7 protein-coding genes are annotated in these 18,131 nt (G+C 68.0%); 4 read left to right on the top strand and 3 right to left on the bottom strand.

Annotated features, from left to right (window positions below; genetic code table 11):
- Positions 1-715: 715 nt before the first annotated feature.
- Both ACFVYA_RS17890 and ACFVYA_RS17885 read right to left on the bottom strand, forming a co-directional pair.
- Positions 716-7,678, bottom strand: coding sequence for an RHS repeat-associated core domain-containing protein (locus ACFVYA_RS17890; protein ID WP_387046218.1), 6,963 nt, complete (start codon positions 7,676-7,678; stop codon positions 716-718).
- A 51-nt stretch (positions 7,679-7,729) separates the two neighbouring features.
- Positions 7,730-11,881 carry a LamG-like jellyroll fold domain-containing protein gene (locus ACFVYA_RS17885; protein WP_387046216.1) on the bottom strand — a complete coding sequence of 1,384 codons (4,152 nt, stop codon included), beginning with the start codon at positions 11,879-11,881 and terminating at the stop codon, positions 7,730-7,732.
- Positions 11,882-12,267: 386 nt separating this feature from the next.
- Here ACFVYA_RS17885 and ACFVYA_RS17880 point away from each other — a divergent pair, with 386 nt between their 5' ends.
- The 3 genes from ACFVYA_RS17880 (at position 12,268) to ACFVYA_RS17870 (ending at position 15,511) form a co-directional block, all read left to right on the top strand.
- Positions 12,268-12,666, top strand: coding sequence for a hypothetical protein (locus tag ACFVYA_RS17880; RefSeq protein ID WP_387046214.1), 399 nt, complete (start codon positions 12,268-12,270; stop codon positions 12,664-12,666).
- A gap of 439 nt (positions 12,667-13,105) precedes the next feature.
- On the top strand, positions 13,106-14,605 hold the full coding sequence (locus tag ACFVYA_RS17875) for an amidase (protein WP_387046211.1): 1,500 nt from the start codon (positions 13,106-13,108) through the stop codon (positions 14,603-14,605).
- Positions 14,606-14,665: 60 nt separating this feature from the next.
- Entirely contained in the window at positions 14,666-15,511 is an 846-nt protein-coding gene (locus ACFVYA_RS17870) for a hypothetical protein (protein WP_387046209.1), read from the top strand.
- A 1-nt stretch (position 15,512) separates the two neighbouring features.
- Here the strand turns inward: ACFVYA_RS17870 and ACFVYA_RS17865 are convergent, their stop codons facing one another.
- On the bottom strand, positions 15,513-16,592 hold the full coding sequence (locus tag ACFVYA_RS17865) for an alcohol dehydrogenase catalytic domain-containing protein (protein WP_387046207.1): 1,080 nt from the start codon (positions 16,590-16,592) through the stop codon (positions 15,513-15,515).
- Between the two features lie 92 nt (positions 16,593-16,684).
- Between ACFVYA_RS17865 and ACFVYA_RS17860 the strand changes: the two genes are divergently transcribed.
- Positions 16,685-17,584 (top strand): LysR family transcriptional regulator, encoded by a 900-nt coding sequence (locus ACFVYA_RS17860; RefSeq protein ID WP_387046205.1) that lies wholly within the window; start codon positions 16,685-16,687, stop codon positions 17,582-17,584.
- Positions 17,585-18,131 lie beyond the last annotated feature (547 nt).

The following is an 18,131-nucleotide window of genomic DNA, read 5'->3' as shown; positions in this document are numbered from 1 at the left end:
ACTGCCTTAGGGCTCCCGCCAGCGCTTACACGGCGTCAGTCCGCCGCCTTCACCGTGGCGTAAGCCGTGCCGTGGTGATCAGCCAGCTTCCAACTCAGGCCACCCGAAATCGTCCGCATCGCAATGACCTGACCGTAGGTTGAACCGCCGATATCCGACTTTGCCTCAGTCCCGTATCTCCACCACTTCCGACGCCGCGCCGACGCGCCAGCCAGCCGATTAATGATCAGGGAAAGTCAAGCCTATCTCAGTAATTGCTTTACCCAGCGAGTCATTATCCCTCAACTCCGGAAATCTCACCAAAAGCGAGCTAAGAAGATCCCGCAAACTGGTCAGAGATATAGTCAGTAAATCTCGATAAGAAACCTCCTGCTCGTTGGATGAATATGAGCAGGAAACTCGCACTAGATCACCTCTTGACTGAAGTTTGATCCAATCGCTATCTTCCTGGAAGTCAATTGTCGATTCTCCATTGACAGGCAACTCTCGAACAGTGCGATAGAACGCGATAGCGTACCCAAGTGTTGCGATCCAACCAAAATTAGTCCTGAAGCTAACCCCATTCAGCGAGAGGTCAAGGTCACCCATGAAGCAGGAGAAGAACAGTTGGTAGCCTGGAGCCGTCGACAAGTCCAGCCCCAACTCAGGACCCTCAAACCCAGGATTAGTTGACAGTAGATAGGCCGCACTAGTCTCAACCATGCCACCAGTTCTCCTATCTCAAAATCGGAAATGTCGTACCCAGGCTACCAGCATCATCAACAAATACGCGAATCCACGAGGTCGGCATTCCGTCCACAGTACCAAATCCAGGAATTCCCGTGTCGTACTCGTGAATATGCGTCCCCGGAATCCTTCCGGGCCCCACCAGCGTATCCTTATTCACACCAGCCATCACCTGGTCAATGACATCCTCTGGCGAGGTGCCAACCCCGAACTTACTCGCCGTACCGTTTGCAGATCTTGCGGGGGTACCGGGGCCGTGAAGCCTCCATATGTGGCCATCCTTTGCGCCGGAGACCCGATCTGCTACCTGCCACGGATCTCCCAGACCGCCGCAGTTGTGAACGAGAACTGGCGTATGACCAGCGAGTACATAGTACGTGTGAACTGTCTCGACAGTAAGGTTGAAGGTGCGATTCGCCCCAGTGTAGCGACGCACGGATCCGACAGTGACGAGGCCGATGCCCGGCGTGGAGAGCAGGTCACCGACCTCGAGGTCAGCCGCGTCGGTCCAGGCGTGGTGCGATGCGTTCCAGAAGGGGTGGTGAGCCGTCGTGCGAACTGTCCGCGGGCCGACTGGTGTCTGCACCGTGATGTCGACGAAGTCGTGGTCGTCGTCGGTGATGTGTAGCGCCGTCACGACATGTCGTTGAACGAGGCGGTCCGCAGGTTCGGCGTTGGCGACTTCGTCGCCCACTTTGACCTCGGCAATCGGCTTACTACTGCCATCTGCCATCAGCACCGGTGTATCACCGGTAAAGCTGTTCATACATCGGGCTGCGGCACCCTCACCACGAGCCGCCGCGGCTGCGATCTTCGCTGCGGTAGCCGACGCTCCGAGGTCTCCGAGCGCGCCGGCGCCGACACCGCCGGCGACGGCTCCACCAGCCGCGACTGATCCTTCGATGCCGGCGACCGCCCCGGCGACGAACTCGCCACCGATGCGGAACACCGCCCCCCACGGGATGAGGAGCGTCAACGCCATGATCGCTCCTTCGACCGAGGGCGGCCCATCGTGCTCAGGACGTGTTTCACATTCGCTCAAGTCGGAGAATTCAGAGCAGAACGCCGCTTTAAATTGGTCGTAGTCCGGCGGACGCCGGTCTGGCGGCTCGAGCGACCAGTTGGCAAACTGGGTCTCCCAGCGCGCTCGTCGTTGCTTCGGCGTCAACTCATGGTTCTCTTTGCCAACAAAAGCGGGATACGTGGGAGGAGTTTTATGCGTCACGGCAACTGCCCAGTTTCGGGCGACACCGTAGTTGTACTGGTAAGCCCGCGCCCAGTTTGCCGGGCTCATTGACCTCATCGCGTCCGAACCGATATACGCCGGCCGACCGTCGATCTGCAGGACCATGCCGGTCGGGTCGCTGAACGACACCGGGCTGTTGTTGCCGTAACTGTAGGCGTTCAACGCCTGGGGATTGCTGGTGTCGAGTACCGGGTCCGCGGTCATGAACCGCCCGGTCAGCGGGTCGTAGTCACGGGCACCGATGTGCGTCACGCCCGTGGTGTTCTGGTAGCCGCCAAGGAAGCCGTGTTTATCCGGCCATGTCGACGCCGGGGTGCCACGGTCACTACCGTAGGGGTCCTGCCAGCGCTTGCTCACGGCCAGGTTTTCCGCGTCGACCGTGGCGTAGGTGGTGCCGTGGTGATCGGCCAGCTTCCAGCTCAACCCGCCCGAACTCGTGCGCGTCGCAATGGTCTGGCCGTTGAAGCTGTAGAACCGGGTCCCGGATGCGAAGAACCCACCGGTGGGAACCCACAATTCCGTGTCGCCGATCGACAGGGTCGTCCCCGACGGGTCCTTGGTGATGAGGAGGTTTCCGTCGGCGTCGTAAAGGTACTTGCTTTCTGCGCCGTTAGCTTCTTTCGCGGCGGCGACGTGGCCTTCGGCGTCGTAGGTGAACGTCTGCGCAGAACCGGCGGGGCCGCGGGTCTCGGTGCTGCCCGCGTCGGTGTAGCTGTAGTTGGTTTGCGTCTTGCCGTTCGGGCCGTCGGTGGTGACGGCCTGGACCGCGTGCGGGCGCTTCTCCCCCGGGGCGGGATAGGCCGAGTTGGTCGTCACGTCACCGGCGGCGGTGTGCTGGACCTGCGTCTTGCGGTTGCCGGTGTCGTCGAGGGCCCAGGACGTCCAGTACGGTGCCGCGCCGCCGATACCGACCTTGGTCGGCTGGGCCGCGCAGTCACCGGACGAAGGGGTCCAGGCTCCGGTGAGGCGTTGCAGGTAGTCCTGCCGGAAGCACTGCGTGTCCGCCGGTTCGTCGGGTGGGGTATCGGCGATCTTGGTGGTGTTGCCGACCGCGTTGTAGGTGTAGACGCGGTTGGTGATCCAGAAGTTCGACGACGTCGATCGCTGGGCCTGGACCGTGGCGAGCCGGTTGGTGCCGTTTTCGTAGGTGTTGGTGACCGCGACCTGGTAAGGGCTGGCGGAGTCGTTGAATTCGGTGCGCAGGGGCTGGCCGAAGGGGTTGTAGCCGGTGTTCGAGACCAGCTTGGTCTCGGCGCTGGAGTAGAGGGTTTTGGGGGCGCCGCCGGTGTAGTAGCCGATCGATAGTGTTTCACCGGGCAGGCCGCCGACCTCGGGGCTGCTGGTGGTGCGGATGGCGCCCGAGCCCGGGTCGTAGGTGACGCCGAAGTTGTACGTTCCGGCGATACCCCGGTCCCCTGCCGGGATGGTGACCTTGCTGCCGGTGGGTCTGCCCGCGGTGTCGTAGCCGGTGGTTTCCTTGGTGTAGGCCTTGCTGTCGATGTAGCGGGTAGAACTGGTCGGCTGACCGGGCAGCAGGGTGTCGTAGGTCCAGCCGGCGAGCTTGATGCCGGTCGTGGCGGGGCCGTCGTACTCGGCGGTCTTGCGGCCGAGGTTGTCGTAGGTGTAGCTGACGAGCCGGTTGCGGGCGTCGGTGGTGGCCAGCAGGCGGTCCCCGACGTCGTAGGTGAACGTCGACTTTCCGGTGTCGGGGTCCGTCGCCGAGGTTTTCCGGCCGTGCAGGTCGTAGTCGAAGGTCCAGACGTTCTTGCCGGTGGTGTCGGTGACGGTCGCTTGCTGGCCGCTGCGGGTGTAGGTGTAGGTCGTGGTGTCGGCCGGCGACCCGGCGGCGGTCTTCGCGGGGTCCTTGTACTGCAGCTGCTGGACGGTCTGGCCGAGTCCGTTGGTGACCGTGGTGGTGGCGGTGCCGCCCTCGGGCGGGATCGTGGTGGCCCGGTCGCCGTCCGGGATCGTTGTGGTGCGCCACTGTTCGACCGAATTGAGCAGATAGGCGCTGGCCCGAGCGGCACCGGCGCTGTCGAACGTCGTCAGGGTGGTGTTCGGGACCGAAACGTCGGTTGTGACGTAGAGCGTCGTCGACGGGGCCGCGCTGTTCCAGTAGGCGTTGTGGGTCTTGTAGGCCCGGCCCTGGGAGTCGAAGTAGGTGTCGGTGATGATCCGGCCTGGCCCGTCGTCGGTGCGCGGTGCCTGCGTCTGGATCGTGCGGCCGAGACCGTCGTAGAGCGTGTACGAAGTCGCGTACTGCCCGGTGGCGAGCAGGGTTTGCGCGGCGACGGTGCTGACGTCGCCGGTGTTCTTCACCGTGTAGGTGAAGATGGCGTCGGCCGGTGCGTTCGCTGCCTTGCTGTGGCCGGGTTTCCAGACGGAGATGATGCGGCCGAGGGCGTCCTGCGTCGCGTCGGTGCGCAGGCCGCTGGCGTCCTTGCCGGCGATCGAGATCCCGGAGATCGGGTCGATGTACTTGGTGGCGGTTAGCCGGGTCGGGTCGGTGGTGCTGATCGGTGGCGTCGTGGTGTCGACCTGGGTGAGCGGGCCTCCGGTCGCCGGGGTGTAGGCGGTCGTGGTGGTCAAGCCGAGCACGTCGGTCACGCTGGTCGAACGGCCGTAGTCGTCGTAGACAGTGGTCGTTGCCGGGGCCGTCCACTTCTCGGTCCCGGCGGCGGGCCAGTCATCGAGGGTGTCGGTCCGGGTGATGGTGCCCTTGACCGGCGCGACGTCGAAAGCTTGAGTGTCGTAGTAGTTGCGGACGTCGCTGATGATGTTGGCGGGTCCGGCCGGGTTGGTCTTGGTGTCACAGACGCCGGAGAACTTCTGCGACTGGCTGGCGTAGCTGACCAGCCACGCCTGGGTGTTCTCGAGGTAGGTCGTGGTCGTGCAGCTCGTCTGCTGGGGGTCGGCGGTGTCGCCCTCGGTTTGCACCGCGGTCGCGAGGCCGTATTTCCCGTAGGTGGTGTGGGTCCGCGAGATCCGCCAGGTCTTGGAGGTGTCCAGCCAGGTCCGGGTGCGGCTGGTGTCCTTGCCGGTGTAGGCCGACGTGCGGCCGTAGACGTCGGTTCCGGTGGGATCCGACACCCACGGATCGTTCAACGTGCCGCCGATGACAGCCCCGTCGCGGTAGGTGACAGTCTCGCGGAGGAACCCCGCCATTTCCTTGCGATCGGTGACCGACTCGTGCCAGTTGCCGCTGGTCACGGTCGCGCCCTCCATACCGCGGAGGTAGAACGCCTCGGTCACCACCGGTGGCCCGGACGGGTCACCAGCCGAGACACCGAGGCCCGTGGTGGTTTTGACGTCGCCGTAGCCGCGCCATTGGGACCACGTGCGGTACTTCGGATCGGTGAACGGGTCATCGTCGTAGTGCCAGGCCGCCCCGCCGAGATAGTCGTAACGGGTGACGGTGTGCTGCTCCTGGCGGGTCGTGTGCGCGTCCTCCTCGACCAGCTTCACCCGGAACTTGTTGAAGTAGTCCAGGACGGGGGCATTGGCGCCCGGCGGCGTCCAGTACTCCGGGTAGCACGACAACGTGTTGTCCTTGAGATTCGCCGGGTCGGGCATTCTGCCGCCCGGCACGCACTCGGGGTCGTCGTAGGCGATGGTGGTCAAGCCGCCCTGAGGGTTGGTGATCGCGTCGATCCGGTTGCGGGTCAGTGCGGTGTACTGACCCGGGTCGACCCGGTTGGCCATCGCCCGCGGGTGGAAGGTCGTCGGCGGCAGTGTGACCGGCGAGCCGACGGTGTTCGGGCTCGCGATCTTCCCGGTCTCGGTGATCGAGTCCAGCCACAGGGCAGTCTTGTTCCCGTCCGTGGTGGGCGGGAAGGACTGCGCGAGTGCCCATTCACGGGCGGGTTTCCAGCCGGCGACGCCGTCAGAGACCTGGGTGGTGATCTTGGTGTAGCGCTTGCGGGAGAAGAAGCTCGGTGAGCCATACGTGCAGACAGCACCTTGCGCGCAGATCGTTTCCGACGGCACATCCGGCCAGGACGTGGCCGTGCCGGCATTCAGCTGGCTCGGGTCACAGGTGGTCGCGCCGCTGGGAAAGCATCGCTCGGCGGTGTCGAACAGGATCTGGGCCGGTGCGTGGCCGAAGGTGTCGCCCGCGTGGGTGTTGAACCCGTACTCGATCTTCTGCAAGGACCCGCCGCGAGTGTAGGGAGTCCCCGGGTTGTTGGCGGTCGACGCGTTGCGGTTCAGTCCGTAGTAGTTCGTCTCCGGCTGGTAGTAGTACGCGATCGCGTTGCCGCGCGGGTCGACGACGTAGTCGAGGTTCCAGCGCCACGCACGGTCACACCACGACGCGGCATAGGTCGAGGCGTTACAGGGTTCACCGCCGTTGTTCCCGAACACCGGCACGGTCCACGTCGACTGCGTCTCCGCCTTGCCCGAAGCCCAGCCAGGCAGGTGGTTGAGACCGAAGAAGTACTGGACACCGTCGGGCGTGGTGACCTTCCAGTACTCGCCGAACTTGTCTCCGTTGGCACCACTGGTAAGGCGTTCGACACGGGTGCCCTCATCGTCCTTCGGGTGCCACGTCCCGGTGTTCTTGTCCAGGATCAGGTCACCGTTGGCGCCGGAGAATGAGATGGTGGCGTTGTCGTTGAACCAGCACAGGTCACCGGTCTTGGTCTGGCCGTTGTTGCCGCCCAGGTCCTCGCCGCAGCCCTTGTACCGGCGCTCGATGAACCCGCTGCCCGACAGCTGCCAGCCGTCGCCGACGCCTGAGGCCTGGTTGTTGGTCGCCGAGGTCAAGCCATCGACCGCGCTCGAGGAGTAGTTCAGCTTGACCGAGGGACCGGTTCCGCCGACAGCGGCCGGTGTGCTGATCGGGTAGGAGTAGCTGAAGTCCGCCGACGAGCCGCCGGCCGTCCAAGCGCCGGAGGGCTTGAGGTCGGTCGCGCCGAAATCGCCGCCACCGCCCTTCGTGTCCGCCTCGACCGCGACGACCATGGAAGTCCCCGCGGCGCCGCGCTGCGAGCTCGACTGAACGATAGGCAAGGTGACGTCAGCGGTGACGTGACGGGTTTTGCTGTCGTTGGCCGAGTTCAGAGGCGCGCCGACACGGCACTCAGGCCGGTCCGGCGTGGACAGCAGACAGGACGGATATTCCACCAGGTGCAGACGGCCGCCGAAGTCACCGCCGAAAGCGTCGCCGAACGAGCGGTAGTCGACGTCGACCTGTACCGCTCCCCCGGTGTCACCGGACTCCGGGGTCACTTGCACCAGGACACCTTTGATGCCCGTCTTGGCGGTGGCGACCTGGTCGAGCGTCCTCACACGGATCTTGCCGGCGGCATGCGGATCGCGGTCCGCGGCCTGCACCGTCGCTTTCCCTTGCTGCCGGGCAAGTCCACGGGAGACGGTCACCGGCTGTGCCGGGACTGCCCGGACGGAGTCGACCGTTCCGCTGGTCGCGGGCAAGTCGACGTGGGCGTCGGCCGCGGCAGGCCACTTCACTGTCGCAGGCACTGCCGACTTCGGCGTCGTGGCGGCGGGCGGCTGCAAACCGCCGTCCTTGCCCTCGACCGACCGGGTCTGCTGCAGCGGCGGCAGGTCCCAGCCGAGACCGTGCCAACCGCCCCCAGCAGCTTCCGCAGCCGCAGTCTGCGCCGAGCCGAACATGACGACAGCGACACCAAGTGCCGTTGCCCGGCTCCATCTGGTGGAGCGTCCAACGCCAAGCGAAAAGCTCATGTCAACCTGCCTGGATCCAGCCGGCGCTCGACACGCCGAAGTCAACGGGGGCTAGTGGACGATGCCGAAGAGATCGCCCGGATCGTCGAGTCGTCGGTCGGTATTGATCGCGTCGGTACCGCGGAGGCCGGAGAACACCCGCACGCCCGCCACGGCACCGTGGAGGTTGTTGGTGCGCTGCCCGGTCCAGATCCCGCTACCGATCAGCACTCCCCCGGTGCTCGCCCCCACGTCCACCCCGGTGGCGTTCCCGGAAGCGGTGGAGAACCGACCCTGTTGCAGGACACCGTTGACGTAGAGGGACATTGTCTTGCTGGCGACGTCGTAGCTCGCGGCGAGGTGGGTCCACTGGTTGTCGACCGCGTCGAGATCGCTGTACTCGATGGACCCGAACACCCCATCGGCACTGGGCACCGTCAGGATCAGGCTCCAGGCGCCGTGGTCGCGGCCGGCCTCATCCTCATAGGGGCGGTAGCCGAGGAAGAACGGGGAGAACTGCGCCTCGTCCGTACTGATCAGCGTCCTGGTCGCGGGGTCGACCGGGCCGGAGGCGTTGATGTCGGCCGCAGTCCAGGTGTGCTTCACCCAGCCTTCGACGGTGAACGACTTCTCCGTCCGGAAGTTCGCCGGGCGGGGGCCGACCAGCCGGCCGGTCCAGGTGTTGTCGAACTGTGCGGCGCACCCCGCCGGCTCGCCGCCGTTGCCGCTCTCGGCCGCGAGCGACACCCCGCCGCTGGCCGTGGCGGTCACGTTGGTGACGGTGTCGACGTACTTCTGGCCGGTCAGCGCCGCGATCTGGTCGTCCGTGAGAGTGTGCGACCACACCTGCCCTTGGTCGAGCACTCCCTTGAACAGATTCTTCCCACCGGGCGCGGCCCCGAGCAGCAGCGGCCCGCTCGCTGTCCACGCCGACGCCACCGTGGCGTCGGCTTCGTGCTTCCCGTTCACCGACAGCCGGAACCGCCGGGTGACTTTGTCGAACGCCGCGGTCAGCAGCGTCCACGTCCCGGCCTGCGGAACCGAGGTACCCATCGCCCAGGTCATCGCCGCCGCGGTGTTGTCGGCCGGGGACATCCCGAACGCCCACCTGTTGGCCGTCTTGTCATAGCGCAGAACGAAGTTGGTGGCTTGGGCGCCGGCCTGGGACAGCACGGTGTGATCGGCGTTGAGATCGGCGAGGTTGACCCAGGCCGATACGGTGAAGGACCTGGCTGTGTCCACCACCGGACCACTGGTGGATCCATAGCCGCTCGATGCGTCGAGCTGCAGCCCGCCGCCGTCGTGGCCCGCTACCCAGGCGTGACCGCCGGTGAGTGTGATGGTGTTGCCGTAGCCCGTGCTGTCGGTGGCCGTGTTCCCGCTGGTCTGCCCGAGCGCCCAGCTCGCCTGCAGCGACGGGACGCGCGATGTCGCTGAGGTCAGCTCCGGTCCGCAGCCTTCGGCAAAGCCGTAGTTCGCCAGGGGCACGGCCACGCCGGCCAGGTCGTGGACGTCCTGCCCGGACAAAGCCCGCTGCCACACCTGCAGGTCATCCAGCGACCCCTGGAAGTAATCGGCGCGGGCCCCAGCCCATTTCGCTGCACCCAGCTCCGCCGTTCCGGTCGCCGCCCAGGGCTGGGCGATCACTGTGCTTTGCTTCGCGCCGTCGACGTAGAGCGTCGCAACATGGGTCGACGCGTCATACGTCCCCGCCACATGCGTCCACACCCCGATCTGGGCTGGTCCGCTCGAGAAGGCCCAGGCAGCCGCCGGGGTGGCCGAATCCTCTGCCGTGACGCGCAGCGCCCAGGCGTTGGTTTCCAGGTTGTACTGCAACGCGACCGCCATCGCCTGAGTGCCGTCCTGGGCGATGATGGTTTGCGAATGCGTCGTATCAGTGAGCTTCGCCCAGGCCGCCACCGAGAACGACTTCGACAGGTCGAGCACCTGATCGCCGGTCTGGGCGTAGCCACTCGTGCCGTCGAGGCCGATCGCGCCCTTCACGCCATCGCTGTAGCCGCTGGTGTCGGGGTGCGTCCAGCTGGTGCCGTGGTTGTAGCCCACACCTCGGTTGACACCGCCGGACACGGTGGCCGGATGGGTGGGCAGCGTCGCGTTGTCCGGTGTCGACGACGCACTGTCGATCAAAGTCGCCCCGGACGGTTCATCGGCGCCCCAGGCCGCGACCAGGTTCTTGCCGGGCGTCAGCGGCTGGACGTGGTAGGAGCAGGACGGGCCGTCCAACGCCGGGTTGGAGTTCGGCAGCACCACGCAGGTGGCGTTGGGGCTGGGCATGCCGGCCTTGTTCACCGACTTGACCTTGATCAGGTTCTGGTTGCCGTTGGCCGCCACCACCTTGATCGCCGTCGTGGCGACCATCTCGCCGTTCGCGTCGACACCTTCGGTGGCCGGCGCGGTCGGTGAGCCCTGGGGCTGTGGCTCGGAACCGTCGGTGGTGTAGATGAAGTGGTCGATGTCGTAGAGGTTCTCGGTGGCCATGCCGGTCCACACGCTGAACTCCACCGCGTCGCCCTGAACCTTCGGGTTGGTCCACGCCGCCATCGCCAGCACCGGCGGCATCGGCACCTTGGTGTCCACAGTGAACTCGCAGTTGCCGACCCAGTTCGACCACAGCTCACCGTCGGTGGCCTGCATCGACCAGTTGTAGATCCCGTCCTCGTTGATCCACCCCGGCGGCACCGCGGCCAGCTGCGCGGTCGCCTCCTGGTTCGACCCGCCCGTGCCCACCGGTACGAGGTTGCCGCCGTTGTCGTGGACATAGACATTGTGGCCGAGCGCGCCGTAAGCGAGGGCGAACTTGCCGTAGACGGTGCCACCGTCCGGATCGGACAACCGGCCCGCGATCTGCGGCGTCTTCGTGTACACCCACGGCCGGTCCGGTCCCGACGTGCACGGCAGCGTCCCGTTCTGCATCGACAGCGCCGCCGGCGAGTTCGGGTAGGAGTTGTAGTTCACCGCGAAATACGGGTTCAGGTCGAACCGGCGCCACGCCGCCATCCCGTCACCATCGTTGGCGGCCGCCAGCACGAACCACGTGCTCTGCCACCTGTTCGCCGCAGCGTCCTTCGCCGCCGAGGTGGCTTCGAACACACCCGACACGTCCGGCGCGTCGTGGCAGTTCGCGGTGTTCATGGTGGACACCTGGTAGCTCCAGCCCGGCTGCGCTGCCCACGTCGTGTCCGGTGAGGCGGGATTCGACAACCACAGTCCGGTCGGCTTCGCGTCCCCATCACACTTGGCGCTGTGCTGGATCTTGGTGTTCAGCGTCGCGCGGTTCACCACCGTGCCACCCAGGCGCGCGGAGTTCATTTCGATGTAGGACCGCGACGTCCCGGCGGTGTCGTAGTTTTCGTAACCCGCCTTGAGGTTGGACAGGTCCTTGTCCGTGCGGTTCCAGTTGTGCGCGTCCCGGAACCCGGACTGGACCACCACATGCGCCTGGACCCCGCACGAATCGCACCAGCTGTCAGGATCCAGCAGAACCGGATACCGGGTGGCCGGGTCGGTCAGGAACGCCTGATCCGGGGTGATGGTCACCTTGTCGGGAGTGAGGGCAACGTCCATCACGGCCTCGCGCCGGCCGCCGCCCTCGCCGAGCTCCCGCTCTGCGGGGGAGCCGTCACCGGAGGAATCCCACATCCGCGAGGCATCCCCGGAAAACACAACCCGCCCGGCCGTGTCCCTGACCTCCAGCCCATCAGCCGGGGCAGCCTGCGTACCACGACCATCGCCCGCCGCGACCGTGACAGTCGTGTTGCGCGTGTGGAGACCGAACGGAATCTCCCGCAACTTCGGATTCTTCGCCGCCTCCGGCGTCTTGATCACCAGGTTCTGGGTGAACCCCTCAGCCACCGCCTGCACCGTCAGGTCAACGCCCGGAAGCACCTCTGAGTAGGTGGCGGTGTCACCGTTCAAGGCCGGGGCCGGCAAATCGCTCGTCCACTTCAGGCCGACCTCTTTGCCATCCTGCCCCGCCTGCACAATCGGAACAGCCGCGGAGCCGGTACCACCGGGGTTCAGCCTGACGTCGATCGTGACCGCCTTCGGCCCCACCGACCCGTCCGCCCGCCGCACCAGCGTGGTGTCGACCGGCGCCCACGCACCGGCCTGCTTCACCCGCACCGGGTGGACGTACTGCGTCATCGTCCACGAACCGTCCGGATTCGCCATCACCTGCGACGTCTCCGTCGTCTCCGACGCCACCTCGACCGGCTTACCACCCTCACGCGCATACGCGGTCGCCGTGACCTCGTCCGGAGCCGAACCCGGAACAACCCGAGGCGTGTCCGCATGAGCCGGTTCGACCGTCACCACGGTCCCGACACCGACGGCAACGCACACCAAAAGAGCGCGCCAACGCGCACCAAAACAACGCACGAGATCCCCCTCGCCCAAGAGCACCAGCACACAGCCGGGCCCCCGACGAACCCAAGATCACCCTGACGGATCAGGCCACCGAAGAAAAGAGACCAAGTGGGGTATTCACGGCAAAGCCGCTGCTCGCATGAGTGTCGCTCTACGCCACCAGACCTGCCATTTGCGATATATCGGTCATTTCGCCGTCTCTTCACGACCTGTGCCGGTGTGCAGTGCAGACCGGCGCGACGCCCCGCCGATACCGAACGTTGCTGTACGTCGGCCTCGCCGCGACCGTCCTCATCATCTCCGCCGGCGTCATCCTGATCGTCAAACTCCCGAGCGGGCCGCCACCGGTCGGCTACACCGTCGGTGCCACCGGCAACATCAGCGCCGCTTGGGTCTCCGAAGACAGCGACGGCCAACTCGACCTCACCAACGGCGGCAACAGCGACAAAATCCGGGCCGGCTCTCTTACGCTCACCGTCCTCTCGACCATGCCGAGTGGCGCCAGCTGCAGCATCGTCGACCCAGACGGCAATCTCGTCGACGCTCAGGTCACCTCTCCCACCCGCGGCGCGACCGGCGCAGCCGCCTCGACCATGGTCACCTGCAGCACCAAGAAGCATTGAGCAGCACAACCGCAGGGTCGAGGTCGAGATCGCACCAGCGCAGCCTGGTCGCCTCACCGCGCCGCAACCCGCGCCTCGGTCCACACCACCGCACGGCGGTAGCTCCACCAGTTGCGCCGGGTCCGCTCATTTCGGCGAGTGCGCGGTGTCCAAGGTCAGCCTCACCCATTGCGCCAACGATAATCGTGGCCTGCGATGCGCCCCCACAACCCGCTCGGGTTTCCGCTGTGCCTACCAGCAGGAATTGAGACATCCATCCCGTTGCACGATGTCGCATTTCATGGCTCGCACAAGTGGAGTCAGCCGTTGTCGACACCCTGACCTGCGACGGAAAGCCTTCAACAGGAGCACGAGTGCGCGACTTCGCCGATGAACACAGTGCCCTGTTGCGCGAAGTGGGATTTCGTGTCCTCTCCAGCACGTCGATAGCTTCGGATTCATGGAATCGAGCTTTTGCACCGCCGAAGAACTCATTGCCGCGTTGCGGGGTGGTTCGGTCACCTCCGTGGAACTGACCGATGAGGCCATCGCCCGGATCGAACGTGACGATGACGTGGTCAACGCGATCTGCGTGCCGGACTTCGGTCGGGCGCGGGCTGCCGCGGTTCGGGCCGATCAGGCACGGGCGCGTGGTGAAGACCGGCCTCTTCTCGGTGTTCCGGTCACCGTCAAAGAGTGCTACAACGTCGCCGGGTTGCCCACCACCTGGGGCATCGTGGCGCACCGGGACTTCCGGCCCGACGAGGATGCCGTGCAGGTGTCGCGGCTCAAGGCCGCCGGGGCCGTGGTGCTCGGCAAGACCAATGTGCCGCTGGGGCTGCAAGACATCCAGAGCTTCAACGACATCTACGGCACCACCACCAATCCGTGGGACCCCGGCCGCACGGCGGGCGGCTCGTCCGGCGGCTCGGCGGCGGCCCTGGCGTCCGGGTTCGGCGCGCTGTCCATCGGCTCCGACATCGCCGGCTCGCTGCGCACCCCCGCGCACTTCTGCGGCGTTTACGCGCACAAGCCGACACTCGGGCTGGTCGCCAACCGCGGCATGGTCGCGCCGGGCGAACCGGCCTTGCCGGTCGAACTCGACCTCGCCGTCGTCGGTCCGATGGCGCGCAGCGCCCGGGACCTCACACTCCTGCTCGACGTCATGGCCGGGCCGGACCCGCTGACCCTCGGGGTGGCGCACGAGCTGGCCCTGCCGCCCGCCCGTCACGAGAGACTCGGCGACTTCCGGGTCCTGGTCCTCGACGAGCACCCGCTCATCGCGACCGGGGCCGCCGTTCGGGCGGGCGTGCACCGGGTGGCCGACGCGCTCGTCGACGGCGGTGCCCGCGTCGAACGGCACAGCCCGCTGCTGCCCGACCTGACCGAAGCGGCGACGCTCTACATGCGACTGCTGATTTCGGGCTCCGTGGCGCGGTTTCCCGTCGAATCGGACGAGCAGCTGCGGACCCGCGTCGCCGGGCTGAGCGCGGACGACCGGAGTCTCGACGCCGTGCGGCTGCGCGCCATGCTGTCCGGCCACCGCGACTGGCTCGAGGCGAACCACCGCCGCGAGGTCCACCGCCACGGCTGGCGGCAGCTGTTCACCGAGTTCGACGCCGTGGTGTGCCCGATCACGCCGACGCCCGCGTTCCCGCACGACCACACGCCCAACCCGATGGCACGGCGCATCGACATCGACGGCGTCGCGTACCCGTACTTCGACCAGCTCGTCTGGGCCGGCCTCGCCACCATGCCCGGCCTGCCCGCCACCGCCGTGCCCGCGGGCCGGTCCCCCGAGGGCCTGCCGGTCGGCGTGCAGCTCATCGGCCCGATGTCCGAGGACCGCACCCCGCTGCGGCTGGCCGAACTGCTCGAGCCGAAGACCGGCGGCTTCCAGGCACCGAAGCAGGTCGTACCGGCCGCGCGCAGTGGCGACGGCCGCCCCGGTGCGGCCTGAGGCCGGGCGGTGGCCGGGACACCGGCCCGGTCGGTCACCGGCGGCTGGCACACTCAGGCCGTGCTCCTCGGATACGTCCTCGCGGTGCTGGCCGCCGTCGCCTCGGGTAGTGGCTCCATCCTGGAGTCCGCCGGCGTTCGGCGGGCCGGTGCCTTCGGCGGCTCGCCTCAGGACCTGGTCGCGCTGCGCCGGCAGCCGCTCTACTTCCTCGGGGTGGGAGTGGACCTGCTCGGGTTCGTCTTCGCCGCCGCCGCGCTGCACCGCCTGCCGCTGTTCCTGGTCCAGTCGGTGCTCGCGTTCAGCGTCGGCGTGACCGCGACGATCTCCGCGATCCTCGGCGTCCGGCTGGCCGGTGCCGGGTGGGCCGCGCTGGGAGTCGGGGCGACCGGCCTGGTCCTGCTCGGCCTGTCCGCGGACCCGGGTCCCGCGCGGCCGCTGCCGCCCGGCTGGAAGCTGCTGCTGGTGGGCGTGGCGGTGGTGATCGCGGCGATCGCGTTCACCGCCCAGCGCCGGGACGGCCGCTGGGCGCCGATCGTGCTCGGATTCTGCGCCGGGCTGGGGTTCAGCGTCGTCGGGATCTCGGCGCGCACGCTCGACGCGTCCGGGCCGGTCTGGCACCTCGCCGTGGAGCCGGCGCTGTGGGCGATGATCGCCAACGGGCTGGTCGCGGCGGTGGCGTTCGCGATGGCCCTGCAACGCGGCCGGGCGACCGCGGTCACCGCCATCATGTTCACCACCAACACGGCGGTGTCCTCGCTCATCGGCGTGGTGGTGCTGGACGACCGCGTCCGCGAGGGCTTCACCGTCGCGGCCGCGGTGGGTTTCGCCCTGGCGGTCGCCGGGGCCATCGGCACCGCGCACTACGCGGCCGCCCACCAGGTCGAGCCCCGGACCTCCGCCGCGTGAGTCAGGTCCTCGGGATGAGGACCGTGCGGTCGAAGGGCCCGCCGTGGGCGGCCGCGTGGGTGACGGCGTCGTTGACCTGGTCGAGGCCGAAGCGGGTGACGCGCTCGGGCGTGAGGTCCAGGGCGCCGGTCGCGACGAGCCGGATCATGCCGGTGTTCGCCGCGCGCGGGTACATCCACTGGCCGCGCACGGTCACCGAGTTGCGCATGATCCAGGGGTAGGGCAGGGCGAGGTCCGCGCCGCCGAGCATGCCGACACCGCCCATCAGCACGACCCGCCCGTACTCGCGCACGGTCATGGCGGCGGCACGGGCCGCCGAGCTGGGCGCCCGGGGCGGGAGGAGGTCGAGCACGAGGTCGATCGGGCCGCCGGCGGCCATGGCCGCGCGGTCGCCGTCCTCGTCCCCGCTGAGCACGACCGGGCTCACCCGGGAGCCGAACCGGCCGGCGAGCAGGTCGAGGGCGGCCCGGTTGCGGCCCGGGGCGATCACGTGCCCGGCCCCCATGGCGAGCGCGACGGCTACCGCGCTGCTGCCGAGGTTGCCGGTCGCCCCGCTGATCAGCACCGTCTCCCCGGCCGCGAGCCGGCCGGCCAGCAGCCCACCGTAAGGAATGGTGTGCACGCCCAGCGCGGACCAGCGCGCGGGATCCGCCGCGGCGGCGGCCGGCAGCGGGTGGACGTTCTCGGTGGGCACCCGCATCAGTTCGGCGAACGGCCCGTCGTGCAGGTACCGGGCCAGCCGGGCGCCGCCCTCACCGCGTGAGCTCCAGCCCTGCAGCGTGATGTCCGGCGTCAGGGCGTCGTCGCGGGCGCGCACCGTCGAGTCGCACCACACCAGATCGCCCACCTCGAGCTTGGTCGCGTCCGGTCCCACGCGTGCCAGCCGGCCGATGCCACCGACGCCCGGCACGACCGGTGGTTCCAGCGGATAGCGCCGTTCCCCGCTGAACACTTCGGCCGCGTACGGGGGCACACAGGTGGCCAGCACCTCGACCAGGACCTCCCCGGTGCCGGCTTCCGGGTCGGGTGCGTCGTGCACCTCGAGCGGGGAACCGAACGCGGTCAATGTCGCTGCACGCATGGAAAACCCTTCTGTCTCGTCCTCCGCCACGGTAGGGCGGCCCGGGGTATGCGGGAAGCGCTGATCGCGCATCTCTGCTATGCGTAGTAGGCATGGATGTGTCGAGCACGAGCCTGCGGGTGCTTTGCCGGATCGCCGAGTCGGGCAGCTTCACCGCGGCCGCCGCGGCGCTGGGCTACACGCAGTCCGCGGTGTCCCGCCAGGCGGTCGCCCTCGAACGCAGCGCCGGCGCCACCCTGTTCGAGCGGCGGACCGACGGGGTACGCCTCACCCAGCCCGGGCTGACCCTGCTGCGCCACGCGCGAGCGATCCTGGAGTCGGTCGACGCGGCCGAACGCGACCTGATCGGCGCGGCTCCCCGCACGGAGGTGGTGCGGCTCGGGCTCGTCCCGAGCGCCGGGCCGGTCATCCTGCCCGCCGCGCTCACCCGGCTCGCCGGGACCGCGCCGGGGGTCCGGGTCACCACCCGCGAAGGCACCACGCCCGGCTTGGCCCGGGCGTTGCGCACCGGCTCGCTCGACCTCGCCGTACTCACCTCCCGGCCACCGCACCGGCCGCCGGACGGCGAGTCACCCCGCCTGCACGTCACGACCGTCCGGGACACCGAACTCCTCGTGGCGGCGCCGGCCACCGGCACGTTCGCGGGCCGCGCGTCCGTGGCCGTCGACGAACTGGTCGACGCACCCTGGATCGCCACCCCGTCATCGAGCGCGGAGCCGCTGCTCGGCGTCTGGCCGGGTCTGCCGGGGCGAGCGCGCATCGTCCACAGCGCCCGCGACTGGCTGACCAAACTGCACCTGGTGGCCGGTGGTTTCGGGGTCACCACGATCCCGGACGGCCTGGCGCCGGTCCTCCCGCCCGGTGTGCTCTCCCTGCGAGTGGAAGGCGCACCACCGGAGATCCGCCGGGTTCTCGTGGCCCGGCTCCCCGGTGCCGCCACGCCCGCGGTCGCCGCGGTCACCGCGGCGATCACCTCGACCGTTCGACCGTGACGGCGAGCCGCGCCTACGGCCATTCGGTTAACGCTAACAGCGGGCGGGGACGACACCGGCGACGAGTATCCGGCCTCTGGGCGTCCTCCGGCTGGACGTGACGAAGCGCCGTGCGCCTCGCTGAACTGGATCTTTGGGTCAGTAGTGCGCGGGGACGACGTATCGGAGGCGCCTCGGCCGAGCGCTGAGCACGGCTCCCGGCTCTGAAAAATTCAAGGCTTCCGCCGCCGGAATGTGAGCGATAACATTCGCGCCGTCAACGAAGATGGGAACCGCCTCATGGGGTATCGAACTCGCCCGGTCCGGCGCCGCCGCTTCACCCGGTGGGCGGCGACGGCCGCGGCGGCGACGTCGTTCGCGGTTCGGCTCAGGCGCAGCGCTTCTTCGGCGGGTAGCGACTGGGTTCCCGGTGGTGTCAGGGCAAGGATCGAGACGTCGATGCCCTGTGCGTCCATGGTCGCGATCCGGCCCGCGCCCAAGTCCCGTAGCCGTTCCTGGTGGTCCCCGCGCAGTACCGGCGCGACTCCGGCTGGGGCCGGGCGCGCCG

The sequence above is a fragment of the Amycolatopsis sp. NPDC058278 genome (assembly GCF_042881395.1).
GTDB lineage: Bacteria > Actinomycetota > Actinomycetes > Mycobacteriales > Pseudonocardiaceae > Amycolatopsis.
The sequence above is the reverse complement of the archived record's forward strand: the minus strand, read 5'-3'. Positions and strand labels throughout refer to the sequence as shown.